Annotated in this window: 15 protein-coding genes; 8 read left to right on the forward strand and 7 right to left on the reverse strand. The window is 57.9% G+C overall.

From position 1 onward, the window contains the following. The first annotated feature begins 68 nt into the window (after positions 1-68). Together glnA (AADH44_RS05895) and AADH44_RS05900 are read left to right on the forward strand one after the other, a co-directional pair. Complete coding sequence (glnA, locus tag AADH44_RS05895; protein WP_341954926.1) at positions 69-1,406, forward strand: type I glutamate--ammonia ligase; 1,338 nt, start codon at positions 69-71, stop codon at positions 1,404-1,406. A gap of 16 nt (positions 1,407-1,422) precedes the next feature. Then, positions 1,423-4,353 (forward strand): bifunctional [glutamine synthetase] adenylyltransferase/[glutamine synthetase]-adenylyl-L-tyrosine phosphorylase, encoded by a 2,931-nt coding sequence (locus AADH44_RS05900; protein ID WP_341954695.1) that lies wholly within the window; start codon positions 1,423-1,425, stop codon positions 4,351-4,353. 84 nt (positions 4,354-4,437) lie between these two features. Here the strand turns inward: AADH44_RS05900 and glnA (AADH44_RS05905) are convergent, their stop codons facing one another. After that, the gene (glnA, locus tag AADH44_RS05905; protein ID WP_341954697.1) at positions 4,438-5,874 is read right to left on the reverse strand and encodes a type I glutamate--ammonia ligase; all 1,437 of its coding nucleotides are present in this window, start codon (positions 5,872-5,874) and stop codon (positions 4,438-4,440) included. 136 nt (positions 5,875-6,010) lie between these two features. On the opposite strand from glnA (AADH44_RS05905), the gene AADH44_RS05910 reads away from it, so the two are divergent. Then, on the forward strand, positions 6,011-6,415 hold the full coding sequence (locus AADH44_RS05910; protein ID WP_341954698.1) for an RDD family protein: 405 nt from the start codon (positions 6,011-6,013) through the stop codon (positions 6,413-6,415). Between the two features lie 31 nt (positions 6,416-6,446). Here AADH44_RS05910 and AADH44_RS05915 read toward each other — a convergent pair whose 3' ends face one another. Further along, a complete protein-coding gene (locus tag AADH44_RS05915; protein WP_341954699.1) occupies positions 6,447-7,163 on the reverse strand; it encodes a DUF4191 domain-containing protein in 717 nt (238 codons plus the stop codon). Between the two features lie 180 nt (positions 7,164-7,343). Here AADH44_RS05915 and AADH44_RS05920 point away from each other — a divergent pair, with 180 nt between their 5' ends. Continuing rightward, on the forward strand, positions 7,344-8,861 hold the full coding sequence (locus AADH44_RS05920) for a hypothetical protein (RefSeq protein WP_341954701.1): 1,518 nt from the start codon (positions 7,344-7,346) through the stop codon (positions 8,859-8,861). 10 nt (positions 8,862-8,871) lie between these two features. On the opposite strand, the gene AADH44_RS05925 is transcribed toward AADH44_RS05920, so the two are convergent. The 3 genes from AADH44_RS05925 to AADH44_RS05935 form a co-directional block, all read right to left on the reverse strand. Continuing rightward, positions 8,872-10,482: a 2-oxo acid dehydrogenase subunit E2 gene (locus AADH44_RS05925; protein WP_341954703.1), complete on the reverse strand. Its 1,611-nt coding sequence runs from the start codon at positions 10,480-10,482 to the stop codon at positions 8,872-8,874. A 60-nt stretch (positions 10,483-10,542) separates the two neighbouring features. Beyond that, positions 10,543-11,916, reverse strand: a complete 1,374-nt coding sequence (gene lpdA / locus AADH44_RS05930; protein WP_341954704.1) for a dihydrolipoyl dehydrogenase — start codon at positions 11,914-11,916, stop codon at positions 10,543-10,545. A gap of 97 nt (positions 11,917-12,013) precedes the next feature. Continuing rightward, positions 12,014-13,501, reverse strand: a complete 1,488-nt coding sequence (locus AADH44_RS05935; protein WP_341954706.1) for a leucyl aminopeptidase — start codon at positions 13,499-13,501, stop codon at positions 12,014-12,016. Between the two features lie 101 nt (positions 13,502-13,602). On the opposite strand from AADH44_RS05935, the gene AADH44_RS05940 reads away from it, so the two are divergent. From AADH44_RS05940 to AADH44_RS05950, 3 genes are all read left to right on the forward strand, one after another. Continuing rightward, positions 13,603-14,538: a PAC2 family protein gene (locus AADH44_RS05940; protein WP_341954708.1), complete on the forward strand. Its 936-nt coding sequence runs from the start codon at positions 13,603-13,605 to the stop codon at positions 14,536-14,538. Positions 14,539-14,679: 141 nt separating this feature from the next. Next, positions 14,680-16,059 carry an RNA polymerase sigma factor gene (locus AADH44_RS05945; RefSeq protein WP_341954710.1) on the forward strand — a complete coding sequence of 460 codons (1,380 nt, stop codon included), beginning with the start codon at positions 14,680-14,682 and terminating at the stop codon, positions 16,057-16,059. Positions 16,060-16,066: 7 nt separating this feature from the next. Further along, positions 16,067-16,771, forward strand: a complete 705-nt coding sequence (locus AADH44_RS05950) for a coenzyme F420-0:L-glutamate ligase (protein WP_341954711.1) — start codon at positions 16,067-16,069, stop codon at positions 16,769-16,771. Positions 16,772-16,788: 17 nt separating this feature from the next. On the opposite strand, the gene AADH44_RS05955 is transcribed toward AADH44_RS05950, so the two are convergent. Beyond that, the gene (locus tag AADH44_RS05955) at positions 16,789-17,790 is read right to left on the reverse strand and encodes a sugar-transfer associated ATP-grasp domain-containing protein (RefSeq protein ID WP_341954713.1); all 1,002 of its coding nucleotides are present in this window, start codon (positions 17,788-17,790) and stop codon (positions 16,789-16,791) included. A 61-nt stretch (positions 17,791-17,851) separates the two neighbouring features. Next, positions 17,852-18,082, reverse strand: coding sequence for a hypothetical protein (locus tag AADH44_RS05960; protein ID WP_341954714.1), 231 nt, complete (start codon positions 18,080-18,082; stop codon positions 17,852-17,854). Between the two features lie 215 nt (positions 18,083-18,297). On the opposite strand from AADH44_RS05960, the gene AADH44_RS05965 reads away from it, so the two are divergent. Beyond that, the gene (locus AADH44_RS05965) at positions 18,298-20,376 is read left to right on the forward strand and encodes a DNA topoisomerase IV subunit B (protein WP_341954715.1); all 2,079 of its coding nucleotides are present in this window, start codon (positions 18,298-18,300) and stop codon (positions 20,374-20,376) included. Positions 20,377-20,386 lie beyond the last annotated feature (10 nt).

Raw genomic sequence — 20,386 nt, forward strand, 5'->3', positions numbered from 1 at the left:
TAGCCTAAGAAGGGCATAATCGAGGTCGCGAACCAGCGACACGGAACGGATCGAGGGACTCTATGTCAATGGACAAGCAGCGTGATTTCGTTCTTCGTACAATCGAAGAGCGCGGAATCAAGTTCGTTCGACTCTGGTTTACCGACGTCGTAGGAACGCTCAAGAGCGTTGCTGTTGCTCCTGCCGAAATCGAGGGCGCATTCGCCGAGGGTCTTGGCTTTGATGGCTCAGCCATTGAGGGCTTTACTCGTGCCTATGAAGCAGACATGCTCGCGCATCCCGATCCCACAACTTTTCAAATTTTGCCATGGCGCGGAGAAATTGATCCAACGGCACGGATGTTCTGTGACATCACGACGCCAGATGGACAGCCGGCAGCATCCGATCCTCGCAACGTGCTGAAGCGCGCGCTGGCGAAGGCAGCCGACCGGGGATTCACCTTCTACACCCACCCCGAGATCGAGTTCTACCTGCTCAAGTCGAGCAAGCTCAAGAATGGCAGCCCCCAGCCCGTCGACTCCGCAGGATTCTTCGACAACGTTCCCGGAGGCACTGCGCATGACTTCCGTCGTCGTTCGGTGCGGATGCTCGAAGATCTCGGGATCTCTGTCGAGTTCAGCCATCACGAGTCCGGCCCAGGACAAAACGAGATTGACCTCCGCTATGCCGACGCGTTGACCACCGCCGACAACATCATGACGTTCCGCACCGTGATCAAAGAGGTCGCAATCGAGCAGGGCGTGTACGCAACGTTTATGCCAAAACCGATGTCTGGCCAGCCAGGGTCGGGAATGCACACCCACATGTCGCTCTTCGAGGGCGACCAGAACGCCTTCTACGATGCCAGCGGGCACTACCAGCTTTCGAAGATCGGTCGTCATTTCATGGCGGGCGTACTCAAGCACGCCCCTGAGATCACCGCAGTCACGAACCAATTCGTGAACTCCTACAAGCGCCTCTGGGGCGGGGACGAAGCGCCCAGTTTCGTCACGTGGGGTCACAACAATCGTTCGGCGCTCATTCGAGTTCCGCTGTACAAGCCAGGAAAAGGGCAAAGCGCACGAATTGAATACCGCGCGCTTGATTCCGCGGCGAACCCCTACTTGGCGTACTCGCTGCTACTTGCGGCAGGCCTCAAAGGCATTGAGGAAGGCTATGAGCTTCCCCTTGAAGCGGAGGATGCCGTCGGCGAGCTTTCGGAGCATGAGCGTCGTGCGCTTGGCTACGAGCAGCTGCCTTCGAACCTCAATCATGCCCTCAGCATCATGGAAAACTCGGAGCTCGTCGCCGAAACGCTCGGCGAACAAGTGTTCAACTACGTGCTGCTTAACAAGCGTCGCGAGTGGAAGGCATACCGGGCACAGGTCACGCCATACGAGCTGGAGAGCAGCCTAGAGATTCTCTAAAGGTTTCGGTCTACTTATGTCTAGGTCTCCGTACACTCTGACCGAACTCGCCAAGCTCGGCTTTGTAGAGTTGGGTGAGGCACGCGAGCGGCTCGTTGCGCTCAATCGGCCCGAAGTACCGCGCCTTTTTGCGCGAGCAGCAGACCCGGATCAAGCCTTGCGGCTGCTTCTGTCACTCTCGGAGTCAGTTCCAGAGAAGCTTGAGCCGATTCTTGAAAGCGAAGACGCTGCCGTGCGGCTCGTGCAGATTCTGGGCGCATCCTCGGGCTTAGGGGACTACTTCGTTCGGCACCCGCAAGAATTGGATGCATTACGTTCGCCTATTGCAGGCCCATCTGCGCCCGAAGAGTATGTTTCCGTGCTCGCAGAGGCTACGGATGGGCTTGAGGACGAGGACGCATGGGTGGCCCTGCGCATCCGGTATCGACGCGAGCTAGCCAAACTGACGGGATGGGATCTCGCTCAAGAAGACCCACTTTCCGCCGTCGACCGAGTGTCTATGGCGCTGGCAGATCTCGCCGGTGCTGCACTCGAAGCGTCGCTGAGTATCGCGCGCCGCACCGTTAACTTTCCGGCGTCCGACGTTGCTGCTACCAGACTCGCCATTATCGGAATGGGCAAGGCGGGAGCCCGTGAACTGAACTACGTGTCGGATGTTGACGTCATCTTTGTTACGGAGCCCGACGGTATCGATGCCGATCGTGCAGTCGACATCGCCACCAGTCTTGCTGTGCAGACCATGCGAGGAATCAACGACCTCACCCTCGAGCCAGGGTTGTGGGAAGTCGACGCAAATCTTCGTCCCGAGGGCAAGGATGGTGCGCTGGTCCGCACACTCGAATCACATATTGCCTACTATGAGCGTTGGGCTGACAGTTGGGAGTTCCAGGCACTCCTCAAGGCGCGCCCGATTGCTGGCGATCAAGATTTGGGTGCGCGTTACGTTGCCGGCGTGGCCCCGATGGTGTGGTCGAGTGCATCTCGCGAGAACTTTGTTGCGTCAGTTCAGCGGATGCGCGAGCGCGTAACCGAGAACATTCCGCCCGACGAGCGTGACGTTCAACTCAAGTTGGGCCGTGGCGGCCTGCGCGATATCGAATTCACCGTGCAATTGCTTCAACTAGTGCACGGGCAAAATGATGAACACGTGCGGCAAACTTCGAGCCTGCGCGCACTAATTGCACTGGCTGAGCAGGGCTACATTGGCCGCACCGAGGCGGGGGAGTTTGCCCGCGACTACCGCTTCTTGCGGTTGCTGGAACACCGAATTCAGCTGTCGCGATTGCGACGCACCCACATAATGCCTCGGGATTCCGATGATCTTCGTGTTCTCGCCCGAGCAACGGGTGTGGCCAAGAGCGCAAGCGATCTGACAGAGCAGTGGCAGCGAACGAAGATTGCCGTTCGTCGATTGCATGAGCGTTTGTTCTATCGACCACTCTTGTCGGCGGTTGCAGCACTTCCCGACGAGGGACTCGCGCTTTCCAGCGATCAGGCCGCTGCGCGACTTGCCGCGATTGGTTTCCTCGACCCCAAGGGAGCGCTGGCGCATATTGCAGCGCTCACCGGGGGAGTCAGCCGCAGAGCGACTGTTCAGAAGACTCTCTTGCCTGTCATGCTGCAGTGGTTCTCCGATGGCGCTGACCCTGACTACGGGCTGCTCGCGTTCCGTCGGCTCAGTGAAGCTCTCGGCGAGGCGTACTGGTTCTTGCGAATGCTGCGTGATTCCTCAGGTGCGGCCGAGCGACTCACCCACGTGCTGTCAGCATCCAAGTATGTCGGTGGGCTCTTTGAGCGGATTCCCGAAGCTGCAGCGTGGCTGGAGTCAGAACAGGAGCTGCGCCCGCGGTCAGCAGACGTGCTTCGTGATGAGTCTCGCGCCATTGTTTCTCGGCACCGAGGCGATGAGGAGGCTGCAGCAGCGGCACTTCGAACAGCGAGACGCCGTGAAATGCTGCGACTTGCTCTCGGATCGATCCTCGGCGTTACCTCAATTCAGGAGTTGGGTCGTGGTTTGAGCGATGTTACGACCACAATTCTTGAGGGCGCGCTGCGGGTGCTGCGGCCAGAGCCAGATGGCATCGAGTTCGGCGTTATTGCGATGGGCCGCTACGGTGGCGCAGAGTCAGGCTTCGGTTCAGATACTGACGTCATGTATGTCTATCGTGCGATCGATGCTGCCAGTGAAGATGCCTCGAAGCGTGCTGAATCGATCGTCAAAGGCTTGAAACGCATCACCGAAGACGTGAAACTGCCGTTGGATCTGGATCTCGATCTGCGCCCCGAGGGAAAGAATGGGGCAATTGTGCGCTCGTTGGACTCCTATGAGGCCTACTACAAACGTTGGTCGCTGACGTGGGAGGCACAGGCACTGTTGCGTGCGCGCGGCGTAGCGGGCGACCAGACGCTTCTGAGGGACTTTGAGACTCTCGCCAACCGGGTGAGATATCCGGAGGCGATTTCGCCCCAGGATGTGCGAGAAGTGAAGCGGATCAAAGCTAGGGTGGAATCTGAACGACTTCCGCAAGCAGCAGACCCGTCGCGACATCTCAAGTTGGGCCGCGGTTCGCTGAGCGACGTGGAATGGTTTGTGCAATTGCTTCAGCTGCAGCACGGCGCTCGTGTTGCGGGGCTTCGCACTACCTCGACGCTGGACGCGCTAGACGCTGCGGTGGCAGAGAAACTGGTGATCGCGTCAGACGCTGCCCGACTCCGTGAAGCATGGATTTTGGCTTCCCGGGCGCGCTCGGCGATCACGTTGTGGACGTCGAAAACGTCTGATGTGCTCCCCACCGACCGATTACAGCTTGAAGGAATTTCGCGGATGCTGGAGTACCCACCGAGATCGGCAAGCAAGCTCGAAGAAGACTACCTTCGTGCGACTCGACGCGCCAGACGCGTGTTCGAGCGTCGCTTCTACGGTGTCACAAACGCTGTGCGCTCCTAGCCGTGCGTTGACGGGGTTTCGATGCTGAACGCAGTTCGGGCCGCACCCCGAAGGATGCGGCCCGAATCAGTGCTCTGTTAGCGCTTAGACGCCGAAGTACAGTTCGTACTCGTACGGGTGCGGGCGCTGTGCGAATGGAAGCAGTTCGTTCGTACGCTTGTAGTCGATCCAGGTTTCGATGAGGTCCTTGGTGAAGACGTTGCCTTCCATGAGGAACTCGTGGTCAGCCTCGAGCGCTACGAGTGCTTCCTCGAGCGACGCGGGAACCTGAGGAATCAGGCGTGCCTCTTCGGGGGGCAACTCGTAGAGGTCCTTGTCAACGGGCTCGTGCGGCTCAATCTTGTTCTTGATGCCGTCGAGGCCAGCCATGAGCTGGGCCGCGAACGCGAGGTAAGGGTTACCCGATGCGTCCGGTGCACGGAACTCGATTCGCTTTGCCTTGGGGTTCGTTCCGGTAATCGGGATGCGAATGGAAGCGGAACGGTTTCCTGCCGAGTACACGAGGTTCACGGGTGCTTCGAATCCAGGAATCAAGCGGCGGTACGAGTTGACGGTCGGGTTGGTGAACGCGAGCACAGCAGGGGCGTGCTTGAGCAGTCCACCGATGTACCAGCGAGCGGTGTCGCTGAGTCCGCCGTAGCCCTTTTCGTCGTAGAACAAAGGGACGCCGTCGTTCCACAGTGACTGGTGGGTGTGCATTCCTGAACCGTTATCGCCAAAGAGCGGCTTCGGCATGAACGTTGCGGTCTTGCCCCACTCGTTGGCCGTGTTCTTAACGATGTACTTGAACTTCAGGATGTCGTCACCGGCGTGAACGAGGGTGTCGAATTTGTAGTTGATTTCTCCCTGACCCGCTGTGCCCACTTCGTGGTGGCTGCGCTCAACGTCGAGTCCAACCTGAATCAGCTTCATGACGATGTCGTCACGCATATCCGCATGCTGGTCAACGGGAGAAACGGGGAAGTAGCCACCCTTGAAGGGAGTCTTGTTGGCGAGGTTTCCGCCTTCCTCAACGCGACCCGTATTCCATGCACCTTCGCTGGAGTCGACCTCGAAGAAGCTCTTGTTGGCCTTCACTTCGTAGCGCACGTCATCGAAGATGTAGAACTCGGCTTCGGAGGCAAAGAAAGCTGTGTCGGCGATACCGGTCGACGTAAGGTACTTCTCGGCCTTCTTGGCAACTTGGCGCGGGTCGCGAGCGTAGATCTCGCCGTTGCGGGGGTTGTAGATGTCAAAGATGATGATGAGGGTGCGCTCGACACGGAAAGGGTCAACGTACGCGGTGCTGACGTCGGGAATCAGTTGCAGGTCCGACTCATGAATTGACTGAAAACCTCGCATGGAGGAACCGTCGAAGAGTTGACCTACGGAAAAGAAGTCTTCGTCGACGGTGGCGGCGGGAATGTTGAAGTGCTGCTGAATACCAGGAAGATCAGTAAACCGGATGTCGAGAAACTTCACGTCTGTGTCCTTGATAAATGCAAGAACCTCAGACGAATTGGCAAACTTCGGATGAGACATTGAGTGGAACTCCCAGGGGTTCATTGGCGATCGGCTGTCGTTACAACCACCTCTAAGAGTACAGAACCCGAGTTTCGCAAGCATCACCGGATTGTTTCCGGCGTGTTACATGCGCCAAATTCGGTAGGCTGAGGCAGTGAATCAGCAGCTAAACTCGAACGACCAGTGGCCGGGCAAACACATCGGACTTCCCGCGGAAGGCCCGCGCTCGATTGCACGACTGGGCCGACGGCTTGTTGCCCTCGCTATCGATTGGGCTTTCGCTGTCGTCGTATCGATTGCGTTCTTTGACTATGACGCTCTCGCTACTCTTGCAGTGTTTGTCACAGCACAGACCGTATTGCTCATCACCGCGAACGGAAGTTTCGGCCACCTCATCATGGGGATGCGAGTTGTTCCGCTCGCCGGCGGATCGCTGAGTTTCTGGCGCCCTATCGTGCGTACTCTGCTCATGGCGATCGTTATCCCTGCCGTGATTTGGGATGCTGATCAGCGCGGAATGCACGATCGGCTCGCTGGGACTCTGCTCGTTCGTCGGTAGCGCAAGACGACGCGAGCGAATAGCCTGCGTTCTAGGCGCGTTGTGAGCGCTGCGCGCGAGCCTTCATTGGGTCAATTCCCTTGGGAATTGGCAGGCCGTTCTTGTCGAGCGAGGTCAGGCGGTTCGAGATAGCAAGAATCTCGGGCTTGCGGAGAAGGTTCTTGAGGCGACCGAGAGTCGGTGCCAGCTTGTGCAGTGCCACCGATTCAGCATCGGGCCCTACGTAGATGAAGTGCACCGGCACATTCGGCAAAAACCGCACCAGCTTGCGCCGCTCGTCTTCGAGCATCTTCTGAGTTCGGCTTCGGGGGCCTTCGCCAATCAAGGCGATTCCACCTTTGCCTACAGCACGGTAGACCGCATCCTGAGTTTTCGGGCTGATCGCCACGGGCATTTCACTTGCGGTCCATCCGCGTCGCAGCGAACTTTTCAAGACGGCGCCGACGGCACCGGGCTGCCCTGCAATTTGCGAGTAAGCTGCGCGCTCTGCGCGGCGTCCTAAGACGATCAGGAACGCGAGGAGACCTGCCATTACACCAGAGACGATGTAGAGCACGAAGCCCAAGACGTTGCCAGCAGAGACCAGGAATGCAAGTGCGAGCCCTACAAAGATCGGGAGCAGGAATGCAAGCAAGAAGAACCAAATCGCGAGGTTGTCGTACCGCCTCGTCATCTGGAAAACCTGGTACATCTGCTTGATGCGGCCGGGTTCTTTCGGAGCCTTCTTCGTCTTTTCTCTGCGTGCCATGCTTCTAGGATACGGCCTCAAGGCCGAAGCTGAATTCCCGAGTTGAGTCGGCACCTCAATCGCGACGCTTCCGCACCGGCGCTCAGTGCACTTCGCCTACACGGCTCAGTGAATCGGGGTAGTTTCCACAGCTCGCTAGCCAGTCGGAGCTCGTTCTCGCGGGCAGCCCAAGATTGGACTGTGACTGATGACACTGTGGTTGGATACCGGACGGTTCGTGCTCTGAGCGAGAGTGCGCGAGCCCGCGTGATTTTGGTACACACTCACCACCCAGACCACAATGATGTCTTCAGTGAGCGCGCAGCCTCGGTGCAGCCCGACAAACGCATCCCGCCGGTGATCCGCGCTATAAAGCGGTTCGCGATCGGTACCGCAACCAAACAGGTGCTTAATGAGGTCGATTGCCTATCGCGTGCTGTCGGGGAACACATCGCAGTCATAGACGACCTTGCTGCTGCTATCGATGACTCGCCGATCCTTGTCTTGCGGTGGGCTGGAGCAGGCTCTCTTCGACGCCTGTTGCGTGAACGGCGTTCGTTGCGGCCTGGTGAAGCGATCACCATCATTGCACCGCTAGTTGGTGCGTTGACCCGCGCCCATGGGGCGGGAGTTGCGATTGGAGAAGTGAACGTGGATGCCGTGCACTTTGACGATACCGGTCGGCCTTTCTTTACTGACTTTGGTGGGGCGCAACTGTGGGCCACTATTCCAACGCCCGCGCAATTGCAGCACGATGAGGCTTTCCGCGACGACAGGCGTCAGTTTGCAACTCTCGCAAATAGCGTGCTCGCGGCGGTTCATGTGGATCGGGAGGGACTGCGAGTGGTTCGCGGGCTGAGCGACTGGCTTAGTGAGGAAGCAAACACCAGCGTGCCTGATTGGGATCAACAGGTTGAGCGACGTTTATTCGGCATTGGGGCGCCAGAACCTCTGCGGCTGACCGCAGCTAAAACTGATGTCGCCACGGAAACACAGAATGCGCCGCGGTTGATCGCGACGACTGACAACACCGGGGTAGCACGAGCGTCTGCTGAGGCGCGCTCCGTACTTGCTTTGCCGCCGTGGTTGGACAGCCACATTGCTGACGCTGTGCGTAGTGCGCGATTGAGTCTTGCACGCTGGTTTCGCGGCATAGCTGCGTGGTGTCGTACTGTGCGTGTGCGAACGTGGGTGATTGCCGCGATCGGGCTAATTTGCATGCTGGCGGCAGGCACAATCATCGTGGCTGAGGCGGTAGATGGCGAAGATCCGCTGATCACGTCGCCGCTGTCGTCGGAGTCATTGCCGGAGTCGGAGTCATTGCCGGAGTCGGAGTCCATGTCGGGGGCTGAACACCTGCCCTCGAACGCGCCTGATTCTCTCGAGGTGCTCCCGAACGATCCTGTACTCGCCTTGCCCGTGCTCCTCAAGACCAGGTATGGGTGTCTGCGGGATCTCTCCGTGGTGTGTCTGGAGTCAGTTTCTCCCGTGGGCACGCCAGCATATTCCAGCGATACCGCCATCGTTGACGCGATTCTTGCCGGCGGCGAACTGCCGACAGAAGCCCTGTTCGATGCAGCGTCAAGTGTCGAGCTGCAACAGCTCGGCGATAGCGTTCTCTTTGAGTTTGTCGACGCGGACATAGGCAAACCGGCCTCGATCCTTCTGGTGAAGGGCGAGGCCGGTTGGCGAATCAGGAGCTATACGCTGCCGGAGTGATCCGTGTCGGCTAGATGCCTAGCTTGTCAGCGAAGTCGCCACCTTCGAGGCGTTTCTTCATGTCTACAAGGAAGCGAGCTGCATCGGCGCCGTCCACAATGCGGTGGTCGTAGCTGAGAGCTAGGTAGACCATTGAACGGATTCCGATTGAGTCACCGTTCGCGTCGCTGATAACAACAGGTTTCTTGGTGACGATTCCCGTTCCGAGGATGGCTGACTGCGGCAGGAACACGATCGGAGTGTCGAACAGTGCGCCGCGCGAACCAGTGTTGGTTAGCGTGAAGGTTCCGCCCGAAAGCTCGTCAGGCGTGAGTTTGTTATCGCGAGTGCGCTGCGCAAGATCGGCAATCTGTGCGGCAAGTCCAGCCAGATCGAGAGCTGCGGCATCGCGGATAACCGGCGTGAGGAGTCCACGCTCGGTGTCGACAGCAATACTGATGTTCTCGTGAGGCGGGTACACGATCGAGTTGTCTTCGATCGTCGCATTGATAATCGGATTCGAGGTGAGCGCTTCTGCTGCGGCAAGGGCAAAGAATGGCAAGAACGAAAGCTTCGTTCCGGTCTTCTCAAGGAATTTGTCTTTCACCGAATTGCGGAAGTTCGCAACAGCTGTGACGTCGACTTCGACAACCGAAGTGAGCTGTGCAGATGACTGCATCGAGATGACGGCACGCTCTGCGATTACCTTGCGCAGTCGCGACATCGGCACTGTCGTGCCGCGAAGTGGTGAAACCTCGCGGGCAGCGGGCGCGGTGGGCGCCGCATCGGGCGTTTCGGTACTTGAGGCTTTCTCGCTAGCTTCGAGCACATCCTGCTTACGAATTCGACCCCCGACACCGGTGCCGGTGATTGTGCTCAGGTCAACACCACGCTCGTTGGCAAGCTTGCGAACGAGAGGGGTGAGGTACGCGGCCTGAGAGTCGTCAGAATCTGAGTCGTCAGAATCTGAGTCGTCGGATTCTGAATCCTCAGATTCTGAGTCGTGTGCGTCGGACTCTGCGCTAGTCTCCGACGGAGCTTCTTCTGCCGCAGGCGCAGCAGGCTCGGTCGCTTCTGCTGGAGCGTTTTCGGTCTCAGCAGCAGGAGCTTCCTCAGGTGCTGGAGCCTCGGTCGAGGGAGTTTCAGCGGCAGGCGCAGAAGCAGCCTCGGCTGAGGCAGGGGCATCCTCTTCTGCCGGAGCCGCTGCGGGCTCTTCGGTTGCAGGAGTAGAAGACTCTTCGACCGGGGTGGAAGCCGCCGGGGCGGAAGCCTCCGGAGTGGGCTCAGCTTCAGCAGCGGGGGCTGCTTCAGGCTCCGCAGGTGCAGCAGCTTCAGGTTCGACAGCTTCAGGTTCGGAAGCGGCGGGCTCGCTCTCGGCGGCAGGAGCGGCATCTGAGCCACCCGATCCGTCGCCGATTCGTACCAGCGCAGTGCCCACTTCAACTGTCTCGTCTTCGGCAACCAAAATCTCTTCGATGACACCGGCGACGGGAGAAGGAATCTCCGTGTCGACCTTGTCCGTCGAGACTTCGAGCAGGGGCTCGTCGACCTCTACACGCTCGCCGACTTGCTTCAGCCAGCGGGTCACCGTGCCCTCGGTGACACTCTCGCCGAGTGCCGGAAGGTTAACGGATTCGCTCATCAGTACTGCTCCTTTGTGATGCTTGTCATCAATAGCTTAGTTCCGTGGTTGAGGCGGAGCCTATACCGCGTGAAGCGGCTTTCCTGCCAGCGCGAGGAATGCCTCGCCGAGGGCCTCATTTTGAGTGGGGTGTGCGTGTAGCAGCGGTGTGATGTCTTCTGGATGTGCTTCCCAGTTGACGATGAGCTGTGCTTCACCAATCTGTTCCCCTACGCGTGCGCCAATCATGTGCACACCAACGACGGGGCCATCGACAACGCGAACGACCTTGATCGATCCTGCGGTGCCAAGAATGGAGCTCTTACCGTTTCCGCTGAGGTTGTAGTCGTAGGCCTTGACGTTGTCCGCGCCATGGAGTTCGACTGCTTTGGCTTCGGTGAGGCCGATCGATGCAACCTCAGGGTCGCTGTAGGTGACTTTGGGGATGTGCAGGTCGTCGATCACGATTGGCTTGAGGCCTGCGATCTCTTCCGCAACAAAGATTCCTTGCTGGAATCCACGGTGCGCGAGCTGCAGGCCGGGAACGATGTCGCCCACGGCGTAGACGCCGGCAATGTTGGTTGCGAGCCGATCGTTAGTCACGACGAAGCCGCGATCCATCTCGACGCCGACCTCTTCGAATCCGAGGCCGGCAGTTGATGGGCCGCGGCCGACTGCAACCAGAAGAAGCTCAGCTTCGACGGTTTCACCATTTTCGAGAGTAACGACCACGCCATCGTCGTTCTGTTCGACGCTCTTGAATCGCACGCCGGTGTGAAAGTTGATGCCACGTCGGCGGAAAGCGCGCTCGAACTGCTTGCTTACCGATTCGTCTTCGGCAGGAACAAGGTGGGGGAGACCTTCGATGATCGTCACGTCGGTTCCCCAGCTCTTCCAGACGCTGGAGAACTCGACGCCGATTACGCCACCGCCGAGAACGGCAACTTTTTTCGGTACGAAGTCGAGCTCAAGGGCCTGTTCAGAGGTGATCACGCGGCCGCCGATCTCGAGGCCGGGAAGCGAACGTGAGTACGAACCCGTCGCAAGAATCACGTTCTTACCGATAACATTCTCTTCGCCGACCTGAACCGTGTTGGGGGCGACCAGTTTGCCTTCGCCCTCGATAACGGTGATTCCGCGCATCTTGATGAGGCCCTGGAGTCCCTTGTATTTGCTGGCAACGATATCTTGGCGGTATTTCGTAACGTCGGCAATATCGATGCCCTCAAGGGTGCTCTTTACGCCGTACTTGGCTGCTTCCCGAGTCACGTCAGCAACTTCGGCCGAGTGGAGAAGAGCCTTGGTCGGGATGCAACCGACGTGGAGACAGGTGCCGCCAAGCTTGCCTTTCTCGATCAAACCGACGGTCATGCCTAGTTCAGAGGCGCGCAACGCAGCTGCGTAGCCGCCGCTTCCTCCACCAAGAACGACAAGGTCAAAATTTTGCTCAGCCAATACAGCAGCTCCTCTGTAAGGAAAATGTTCGCCGGCCCGCAGAGTTTGTTACGGTGCGACCGGATGGTGCGGAAAAAACCCGCATAAAAAAACCTTACTACGGTCGAGAAAATTCCTCGGCCAGTTCAATGAGTGTTCGAACTCCGATTCCGGTAGCGCCCTTGCCGACATAGCCCCAGCCGCCGCCGCGATTATCGGACGGACCAGCGATATCAATGTGTGCCCACGGAATCGTCTCGGAGCTGTCCGATCGCTTTCCGACAAAGTCCTTGAGGAAGGCCGCGGCGATAAGCATGCCGCCAGCAGTATTACCGGCCTTGATGTTTGCGATGTCGGCGATGTCCGATGCGAGCATGGGGCGCAGCTCAGGACTGATGGGCATTGGCCAGAAAGGCTCCCCCACCCGATCCGCGACCGCAACGACTTGGTTCACAAGCTCCTTATCGCCCATTGTGCCGGCGTAGCGGTTGCCCAGGGCGACAACGGCCGCTCCCGTGAGCGTCGCGATGTCGACAATTGCGTCAGGGTTTTCTTCGCTCGCAGCGACAAGTCCGTCAGCCATAACGAGTCGGCCTTCAGCATCAGTATTCAATACTTCGACGGTCTTGCCTCCGCGAATGGTCAGTACATCGTTCGGACGAATTGCGGTTCCTGATGGCATGTTCTCAGCGAGGCAGAGCCACGCCGTGAGACGCACCTTGGTGCCGAGCTTTGCGCATGCTTCGATCACGGACATCACTGTTGCTGCGCCGCTCATGTCGAACTTCATGCCGATCATGCCGAGACCTGGTTTTAGCGAAAGGCCTCCCGAATCGAAAGTGATTCCCTTGCCAACTAGTGCTAGGTGCTTGGCGGCGCCAGCGGGGGTGTAGCTGAGTTTCACGAGACGTGGACCTCGGCTCGATCCTTGACCGACACCGAGGATGCCGCCATACCCGCCTTCTTCGAGTTCCGTTTCCGCAAGAACTTCGACCTCTACATTGTCGAGCGCAGCAAGTTCGCTAGCGCGATCAGCAAAGGTCGCAGGATAAAGCTCGCGAGGTGCCTCGTTGACAAGATCGCGAGTTACGTGCGTTGCGTGCGCAATGATCGTGGCCCGCTCGATCAGTGCAGCATCATCCACCGGGCTCAGGACGGTGATTGAAGTGGCGGGGCTCTTGGATGCTTCGGGCTTAGTCGAGCGGTACGCGTCATAGGAGTACGCCCCGATTGCTGCGCCTTCGAGCGCCGCAAGGGTGTCGTCGCGTGAGTCGATTCCGAACGCGAACGCGATGTGTGCGGCTCCGCGCAACTGGCGTGCAGCTGATCCGGCGGCGTAGCGAACGACCTCCGGGGTAAGTTCAGTGTCGCCGAGACCGATGAAGGCTACCGAGGGCGCTGAAATACCGGATGCGGGGATGCGGTAGAGCTCGTCTTGAGCGCCGGTTGCGCCAACGATGCTTAGCGCGTCCGCGAATGGTGCGAGAGCGGCAGAGGTGTCGACCAGTTGGGGTCCAGATTCTGTCTTCACCACCCCGATGACGAGTACGTCGGTTTCGATCTGGGAGGCGGAAAGGGTGGACAAATGCAGCGTAGCAACGGTCATCTCCCCATGTTATCGAGCATCCGCCTGCATGTTCGCTAGCAGCTTGACGTTGTGGGTGGTAAACCTCAGGATGCGAGCGTGCACGCGATTAGAGTTGGACTATGCGAGATCCAGCCGGCCTATATGACATCGTGACCGATGTCGTTGCGGTGCCGCGCGGTCTCCCGCTCGTCGCGGGCCTTACCGGGTTTGCCGATGCGGGTGGAGCGGTCAGCCAGCTCAGCCAGTACCTTCTCGATACTCTCGAACGCACAGTTGTTGCGTCGTTCGACAACGATGCGCTGCTTGACTATCGTGCGCGCCGCCCGACGATCTATTTTGATCAAGATCATTTGAGCGACTACCGCCCGGCCAAACTTGAGCTGTATTTGGCGAAGGACGAGCTGGGACAACCCTTCTTGCTCCTCACGGGATACGAGCCAGACTTCCAATGGGAGCGGTTCTCGGCTGCTGTCTTGAGGCTCGTCGAAAAATTCGACGTGAAGTCCACGACGTGGGTTCATGCGATCCCGATGCCTGTGCCGCACACGAGAACTATCGGCGTGACCGTTAGCGGAAATCGCAGTGAGCTGATCGACTCGTTGTCTGTGTGGAAACCACATACTCAGGTGCCAGCGAACGCAATGCATCTGATCGAATATCGCCTGCAGGAGCTGGGGCATCCGACCGCCGGATTCGTTTTGCTCATTCCCCATTATCTGGCCGATACTGAATGGCCGACCGCGGCCGTTGCGGCGCTCGAGAGCGTTAGCGCAGCAACGGGCTTGATCTTCCCCACAGACAGACTTCGTGAAGAAGGCCGCGAGTTTCTGGCAAAGATCGACTCTCAAGTCGAAAGCAACCAAGAACTTGCGCGGCTAGTGGGCACCCTCGAAGAGCGCCACGACAACTACATGGAACAGAACCCCATGCGGTCGCCGTTAACAGATGAGGATGGCGAACTGCCGTCTGCCGACGAAATAGCGGCAGAACTTCAAAAGTTCCTTGCAATTAGGCGTGCTGGCGACGACAACAGCAACCCGGGACTGCCTCTCTAGCTCTGGTGTTTAACACCCAAAAAGCGTGGCATACTAGTAGTAAGACCCGGTCTTGTTCTAGATCCGTTTTGCCTTGTGCAGCGTATTCAGATACTTGACATGGGTCTTAGTACTGCCCGAAAACCTCGGAAAGGTGTTCACATGGCTACCCGAACTAAGGCTGCGGAGTCCGTAACCGCAACAACAAAGGCTCCTGCTAAGGCAGCGGCACGCACGAAAGCCGCCGACGCGGTAGACGAGGCGACTACAGCGGCAGAAGGCGCCGTGAGCACAGCGAAAAAGCCAGCAGCCAAGAAGCCAACAACCAAAAAGGCAGCGACGACGAAGTCGACCGCCGAATCGGCCACGGCAAAGAAGGCAGCTGCAGTCACAAAGCCTGCGGTTGCGAAGGCGCCCGCCAAGGCCAAAGCGCCGGCGAAGTCCAGAAAGGCCGTCGCTGCATCCGCTGTAGAAGTCGTCGAGGCTGACGGCAACGAGGAGCCGAAAGACGAAGACCAAGAAGAAAAGTCGACAAGCAAAGACGAAGCACTGCCCACAGGCGCACTTGTACTTTCCCTCGTAGACGACGAAGACGACGTTCCTGTTTACTCGGCTGCAATCACCGGTGCTACCGCTGACCCGGTGAAGGACTACCTAAAGCAGATCGGTAAAGTCGCACTGCTCAACGCAGCTCAAGAAGTTGAGCTTGCCATGCGAATCGAAGCTGGACTGTTTGCCGAAGACAAGCTTGCGGCTATGGCGCCCGCCGAAGTTCGCTCGACCCTCGGTCGTGAGCTTCAATGGGTTGCCAAAGACGGTCAGCGCGCAAAGAGCCACTTGCTCGGTGCGAACCTTCGACTTGTCGTATCGCTCGCTAAGCGCTACACCGGTCGTGGAATGCAGTTCCTCGACCTGATCCAAGAAGGAAACTTGGGCCTCATCCGTGCTGTCGAAAAATTCGACTACACCAAGGGTTTCAAGTTCTCTACATACGCCACGTGGTGGATCCGCCAGGCAATCACCCGGGCCATGGCCGACCAGGCCCGTACGATTCGTATTCCCGTGCACATGGTTGAGGTAATCAACAAGCTCGCTCGTGTGCAGCGCCAAATGCTTCAAGACTTAGGTCGCGAACCCACCCCAGAAGAGCTGTCTCGCGAACTGGATATGACTCCTGAAAAGGTAGTCGAGGTTCAGAAGTACGGTCGCGAACCCATCTCGCTTCACACCCCGCTTGGCGAAGACGGCGACAGCGAATTCGGTGACCTAATTGAGGACACCGAGGCTGTCGTACCGGCTGATGCGGTGGGCTTCACGATGCTGCAGAAGCAGCTCGAGAGCCTGCTCGACTCGCTCTCCGAACGCGAGGCGGGAGTAATCCGCATGCGCTTCGGACTGGGCGATGGAATGCCCAAGACCCTTGACCAGATTGGTGACACGTTCGGTGTAACTCGCGAACGTATCCGTCAAATCGAGTCCAAGACGATGGCCAAACTGCGCCACCCGTCACGCTCACAGTCACTGCGCGACTACCTCGAATAGGCCAACAATGGGTGCTGAAGCAAACGCTGGTAAGAGTCTCACCGTCGAAATTGACGGAGCCGTTTTTGAACGACTTCCTATCAAGACTCGACTGGTGGTTCGCGACGACGACATCGTCCAAGTGGTGTCGGAGTATGCAAAGGATGTCGTGCGCGATGGCGATATTCTCTTCGTCACCGAAAAAATCGTCGGGATTACGCAGGGCCGTGCATATCCGATTGACGAGATCACGCCACGCAAACTTGCGACAACACTCTCGAAGTACGTCACCAAGACCTCGCATGGTATTGGACTAGGCATGCCAGAGACCATGGAAATGGCTCTGCGCGAATGCGGCACCCCACGCATTCTTTTCGCAGCGGCAGTCGCTGCGGTAACCAAGGCTGTCGGGCGACGTGGCGACTTCTACCGCATCGCTGGACCCAAGGCTCGTGCGATTGACGGACCCACCAAAAACACGATCCCGCCGTACGATTCCCACGTTGTGCTTGGCCCGGCGCGGCCGAACGGTGTCGCTAGCGATATCGCTCAGGCGCTCGGCGGATCGATCACAGTCGCCGTTGTCGATATTAATGACTTCGGTGGCAACATCCTGGGGTCCACTGACAAATCTACCAATGGTCTAGTGCTGCGAGTACTGAAAGACAACCCCTTGGGGCAAGATCATCAGAGCACTCCGCTCGGCGTAATCCGTCACGCAACACAGGCCTAGTTGGCTAGGTCAGCTCGCTAGAAGTCGATGATTTCACGGAACTTGGGCAATAGCCCTGTCTTGATTCCGGTGAGGCTGGGCTTCATTTGAAAGACACCAGTGTTGTAGTTGCCTTCGATGATGGCGGGGCCGGTCGTGGAGATTGCGATGTCCCAACCGACGTAAGGAATCTGCGGAATAATCCGGGCCACTGTGTCGAGCGTGCTTAGTACCTCGTCATACAGCGGAACGTGAAAGCCGACGATGGGCGTACCCGTTTGCGGATGTTCGGTGAACGTGTTGGCGAATTTATCGAACGCTCCGTAAGGGGCGATGCCTGTCTTCTCGTCAAGCACGGTGTACATGCCTCCGCGACCATAGTTGTCGACGTCGGCACCGTTGCCCATCCGCAGCACAGCCTCGAGCACGTGCACGTCGCTGCCGTCAAAAAAGGTGATCATCCGGAGCGAGTTGACACTCGTTGGGCACAGGGCTGACATACCGGCGTGCTGCTGGATGAACGCCTCAACGAGAAATTGGCGGTTATCTATGAGCTGGCGATACAGGGCGTGCCCATCAGCGAGTTCGTCGCCGGAATGTTTTTCGATACCCGCGCCACTCATGCTGTCGACAACTTTGACCATGATTGGATCATGTAAGCCGACAAACGCCACGAATTCTGCTTCGCTCGCTGTTCTTAGATCAAGCCATTCGCGACCGAGCCATTCGTTGAACGTTGCATTAAACGTTGGCTTGTCGTAAAAGCGTTCTCGAAAATCGCGCTGGTTGTACTTCACGACGATTGAGTTCGCGTTTCCGCTCGTAATCCATGTGCGCCGTTCAGCACGGCTCAGCGCGGTGAACTCGAATTCCTCATAGTCGAGGTAACCAGCTTGATAAACCAGAGAGCACCACACCATGTCGAGCAAAATGAGAACTACCGGGGTGCCGCTTCGTCGGCTAATGGCGCGTGCAACGGACAACATGTTCGAGACATCGAGCGAAACAAGACGTGACACGTAGTGTCGGATGCGCTTCACAGTTCTCCTACGAAGGTCACACCGACACGCGTGCCGGCAATGAGCTAACTAGCTGACGATGCTAAACGGTGCGTCCAGCACTCAGGCGGCTCGTCTCGTCGACCCAATTCAGAGCGGTAGGGAAAAGCTTTTCCTTGAACTTGGCTCCATGATGGGCACAAAAGAGGAGATCGCCGCTCGCGAGTGTCGCGCGAATGTATGCTTGCGCGCCACAACTATCACAGCGATCGAGCGCCGTGAGGGTGTAGTCCATCTCATCGACTGTGGTGTCTTCTGTTGCAATGTTCGACATGGCCTACTCCTTCTTGCTTGCGGTCGTTAATCCGTACACCTATACAAGCATGCGGACCTGCAGATTGTTCCTATATCGCAGGCATTTCGCTCAGCGCGTATCAGAACGGATCAACTCCAGCATGCCGCGGCCGATGGGTGTTGATGAGCGGCAATGTCGTTCGAAGAACGTAGTCTTAACTCCGGTCTTCCGTCGTCAAACCCTAGGAGCGCATCATGGCGAGCTCTGACTATTCAGCCCGTCACCTCTCAGTTCTTGAGGGGCTCGAAGCTGTTCGCAAGCGTCCAGGAATGTACATCGGTTCAACCGATTCACGCGGTCTCATGCACTGCCTCTGGGAGATCATCGATAACTCAGTCGACGAGGCCCTCGATGGGCACGGCTCGGAGATCAGCGTAATATTGCACGCCGACGAGAGCGTTGAGGTTCGTGACCAGGCACGCGGCATCCCGGTCGACATTGAACCCAAGACGGGGCTCTCGGGGGTCGAAGTTGTTTTCACGAAGCTCCACGCTGGCGGAAAATTTGGTTCCGGTTCTTATGCAGCATCCGGTGGACTCCACGGCGTTGGTGCCTCAGTGGTTAACGCACTCTCAGAACGACTCGACGTTGAAGTTGACCGTGATGGCAAAACCTGGGCCATGTCGTTTCATCGCGGAGAGCCAGGAACGTTCGCCGATACCGGCGAACCCACACCTGATGCGCCATTCACGCCCTTCGTGTCCGGCAGCGAACTGCGAGTAGTGGGAAAAGTTCCCAAGGCGCGAACAGGAACCCGCGTTCGCTACTGGGCTGACCGCCAAATTTTCACTAAGGGTGCCGCATTCCAATCAGACGGACTGATTGATCGACTGCGTCAAACTGCATTCCTGGTGCCCAACCTCACGCTGAACGTTTCTGATGAACGCGGCGATGAGCCTCGCCGCGAGAGTTTTGCGTTCGAGGGAGGAATCTCTGAATTCGTTGAACACCTCGCTATCGACCCGCCGATTACTGACACATGGCGGCTCACAGGTGCTGGGGGATTCACCGAGAGCGTCCCCGTTCTCCAAGAGAACGGCCACATGGTTTCGACCGAAGTCTCGCGAGACTGTGTGGTAGATGTCGCTCTGCGCTGGGGTACCGGCTACGAAACGATTGTCAAAAGTTTTGTTAACATCATCGCAACGCCCAAGGGGGGAACTCACTTGGCCGGCTTCGAGCAGAGCCTTCTCAAATTTTTGCGTTCGGAGACAGAGAAGAACGCGCGTCGGTTGAAGCTTGGCAATGACAAGCTCGACAAAGACGATGTGCTTGCTGGACTCACCGTCGTTCTAACCGTGCGCTTGCCCGAACCGCAGTTTGAGGGTCAGACTAAGGAAATCTTGGGAACGCCAGCAGTTCGTGCGATCGTCGCGAAAGTCATTGGGGCAGCTCTCGCCGAAAAGTTTTCGTCAACGAAACGGGACGACAAGGCACAGTCTTCGCTAGTGCTCGACAAGGTTGTTGCCGAAATGAAGTCGCGCATTTCTGCCCGCGCACACAAAGAGACCCAGCGCCGCAAAAACGCACTAGAGAGTTCGAGTTTGCCGGCAAAACTCGTGGATTGCCGCTCCAACGATGTCGCAAACAGTGAGCTGTTCATTGTGGAAGGTGATTCAGCGCTCGGAACAGCAAAACTGGGTCGCGATAGCGAATACCAAGCCCTTTTGCCCATTCGAGGCAAGATCCTCAACGTTCAAAAAGCATCCATTAGTGACATGCTGTCGAACGCTGAATGCGCGTCGATCATTCAAGTGATTGGGGCGGGTTCAGGGCGAAGCTTCGACCTCTCGACTGCTCGCTACGGCAAAGTCATCATCATGGCCGATGCCGACGTTGACGGCGCCCACATTCGCACCCTATTGCTCACTCTTTTCTTCCGCTACATGCCTGACATGATCCGGGATGGTCGCGTGTACGCGGCAGTTCCGCCACTGCATCGGGTCGTTGTAATGAACCCCGGTTCGAAGCCGAACGAGACGATCTACACCTATTCCGAGAAGGAACTCAACGCAGTTCTGACCGGACTCAAGAAGTCAGGCAAGCGCTACCAGGATCCTATTCAGCGTTACAAGGGTCTGGGTGAGATGGACGCCGACCAGTTGGCGATCACCACCATGGACCGCAATAACCGAGTGCTTCGCCGCGTGAATATTTCCGATGCCGAACAGGCCGGATTAGTCTTCGAACTGCTCATGGGCAACGAGGTCGCCCCGCGCAAGGAATTCATCATTCAGGGGCAGGGCCTCGACCGCGACCGTATCGACATCTAGGGGCTCGGTT

Source organism: Salinibacterium sp. TMP30 (assembly GCF_038397785.1).
In the GTDB taxonomy this organism is placed as follows: Bacteria; Actinomycetota; Actinomycetes; order Actinomycetales; family Microbacteriaceae; genus Rhodoglobus.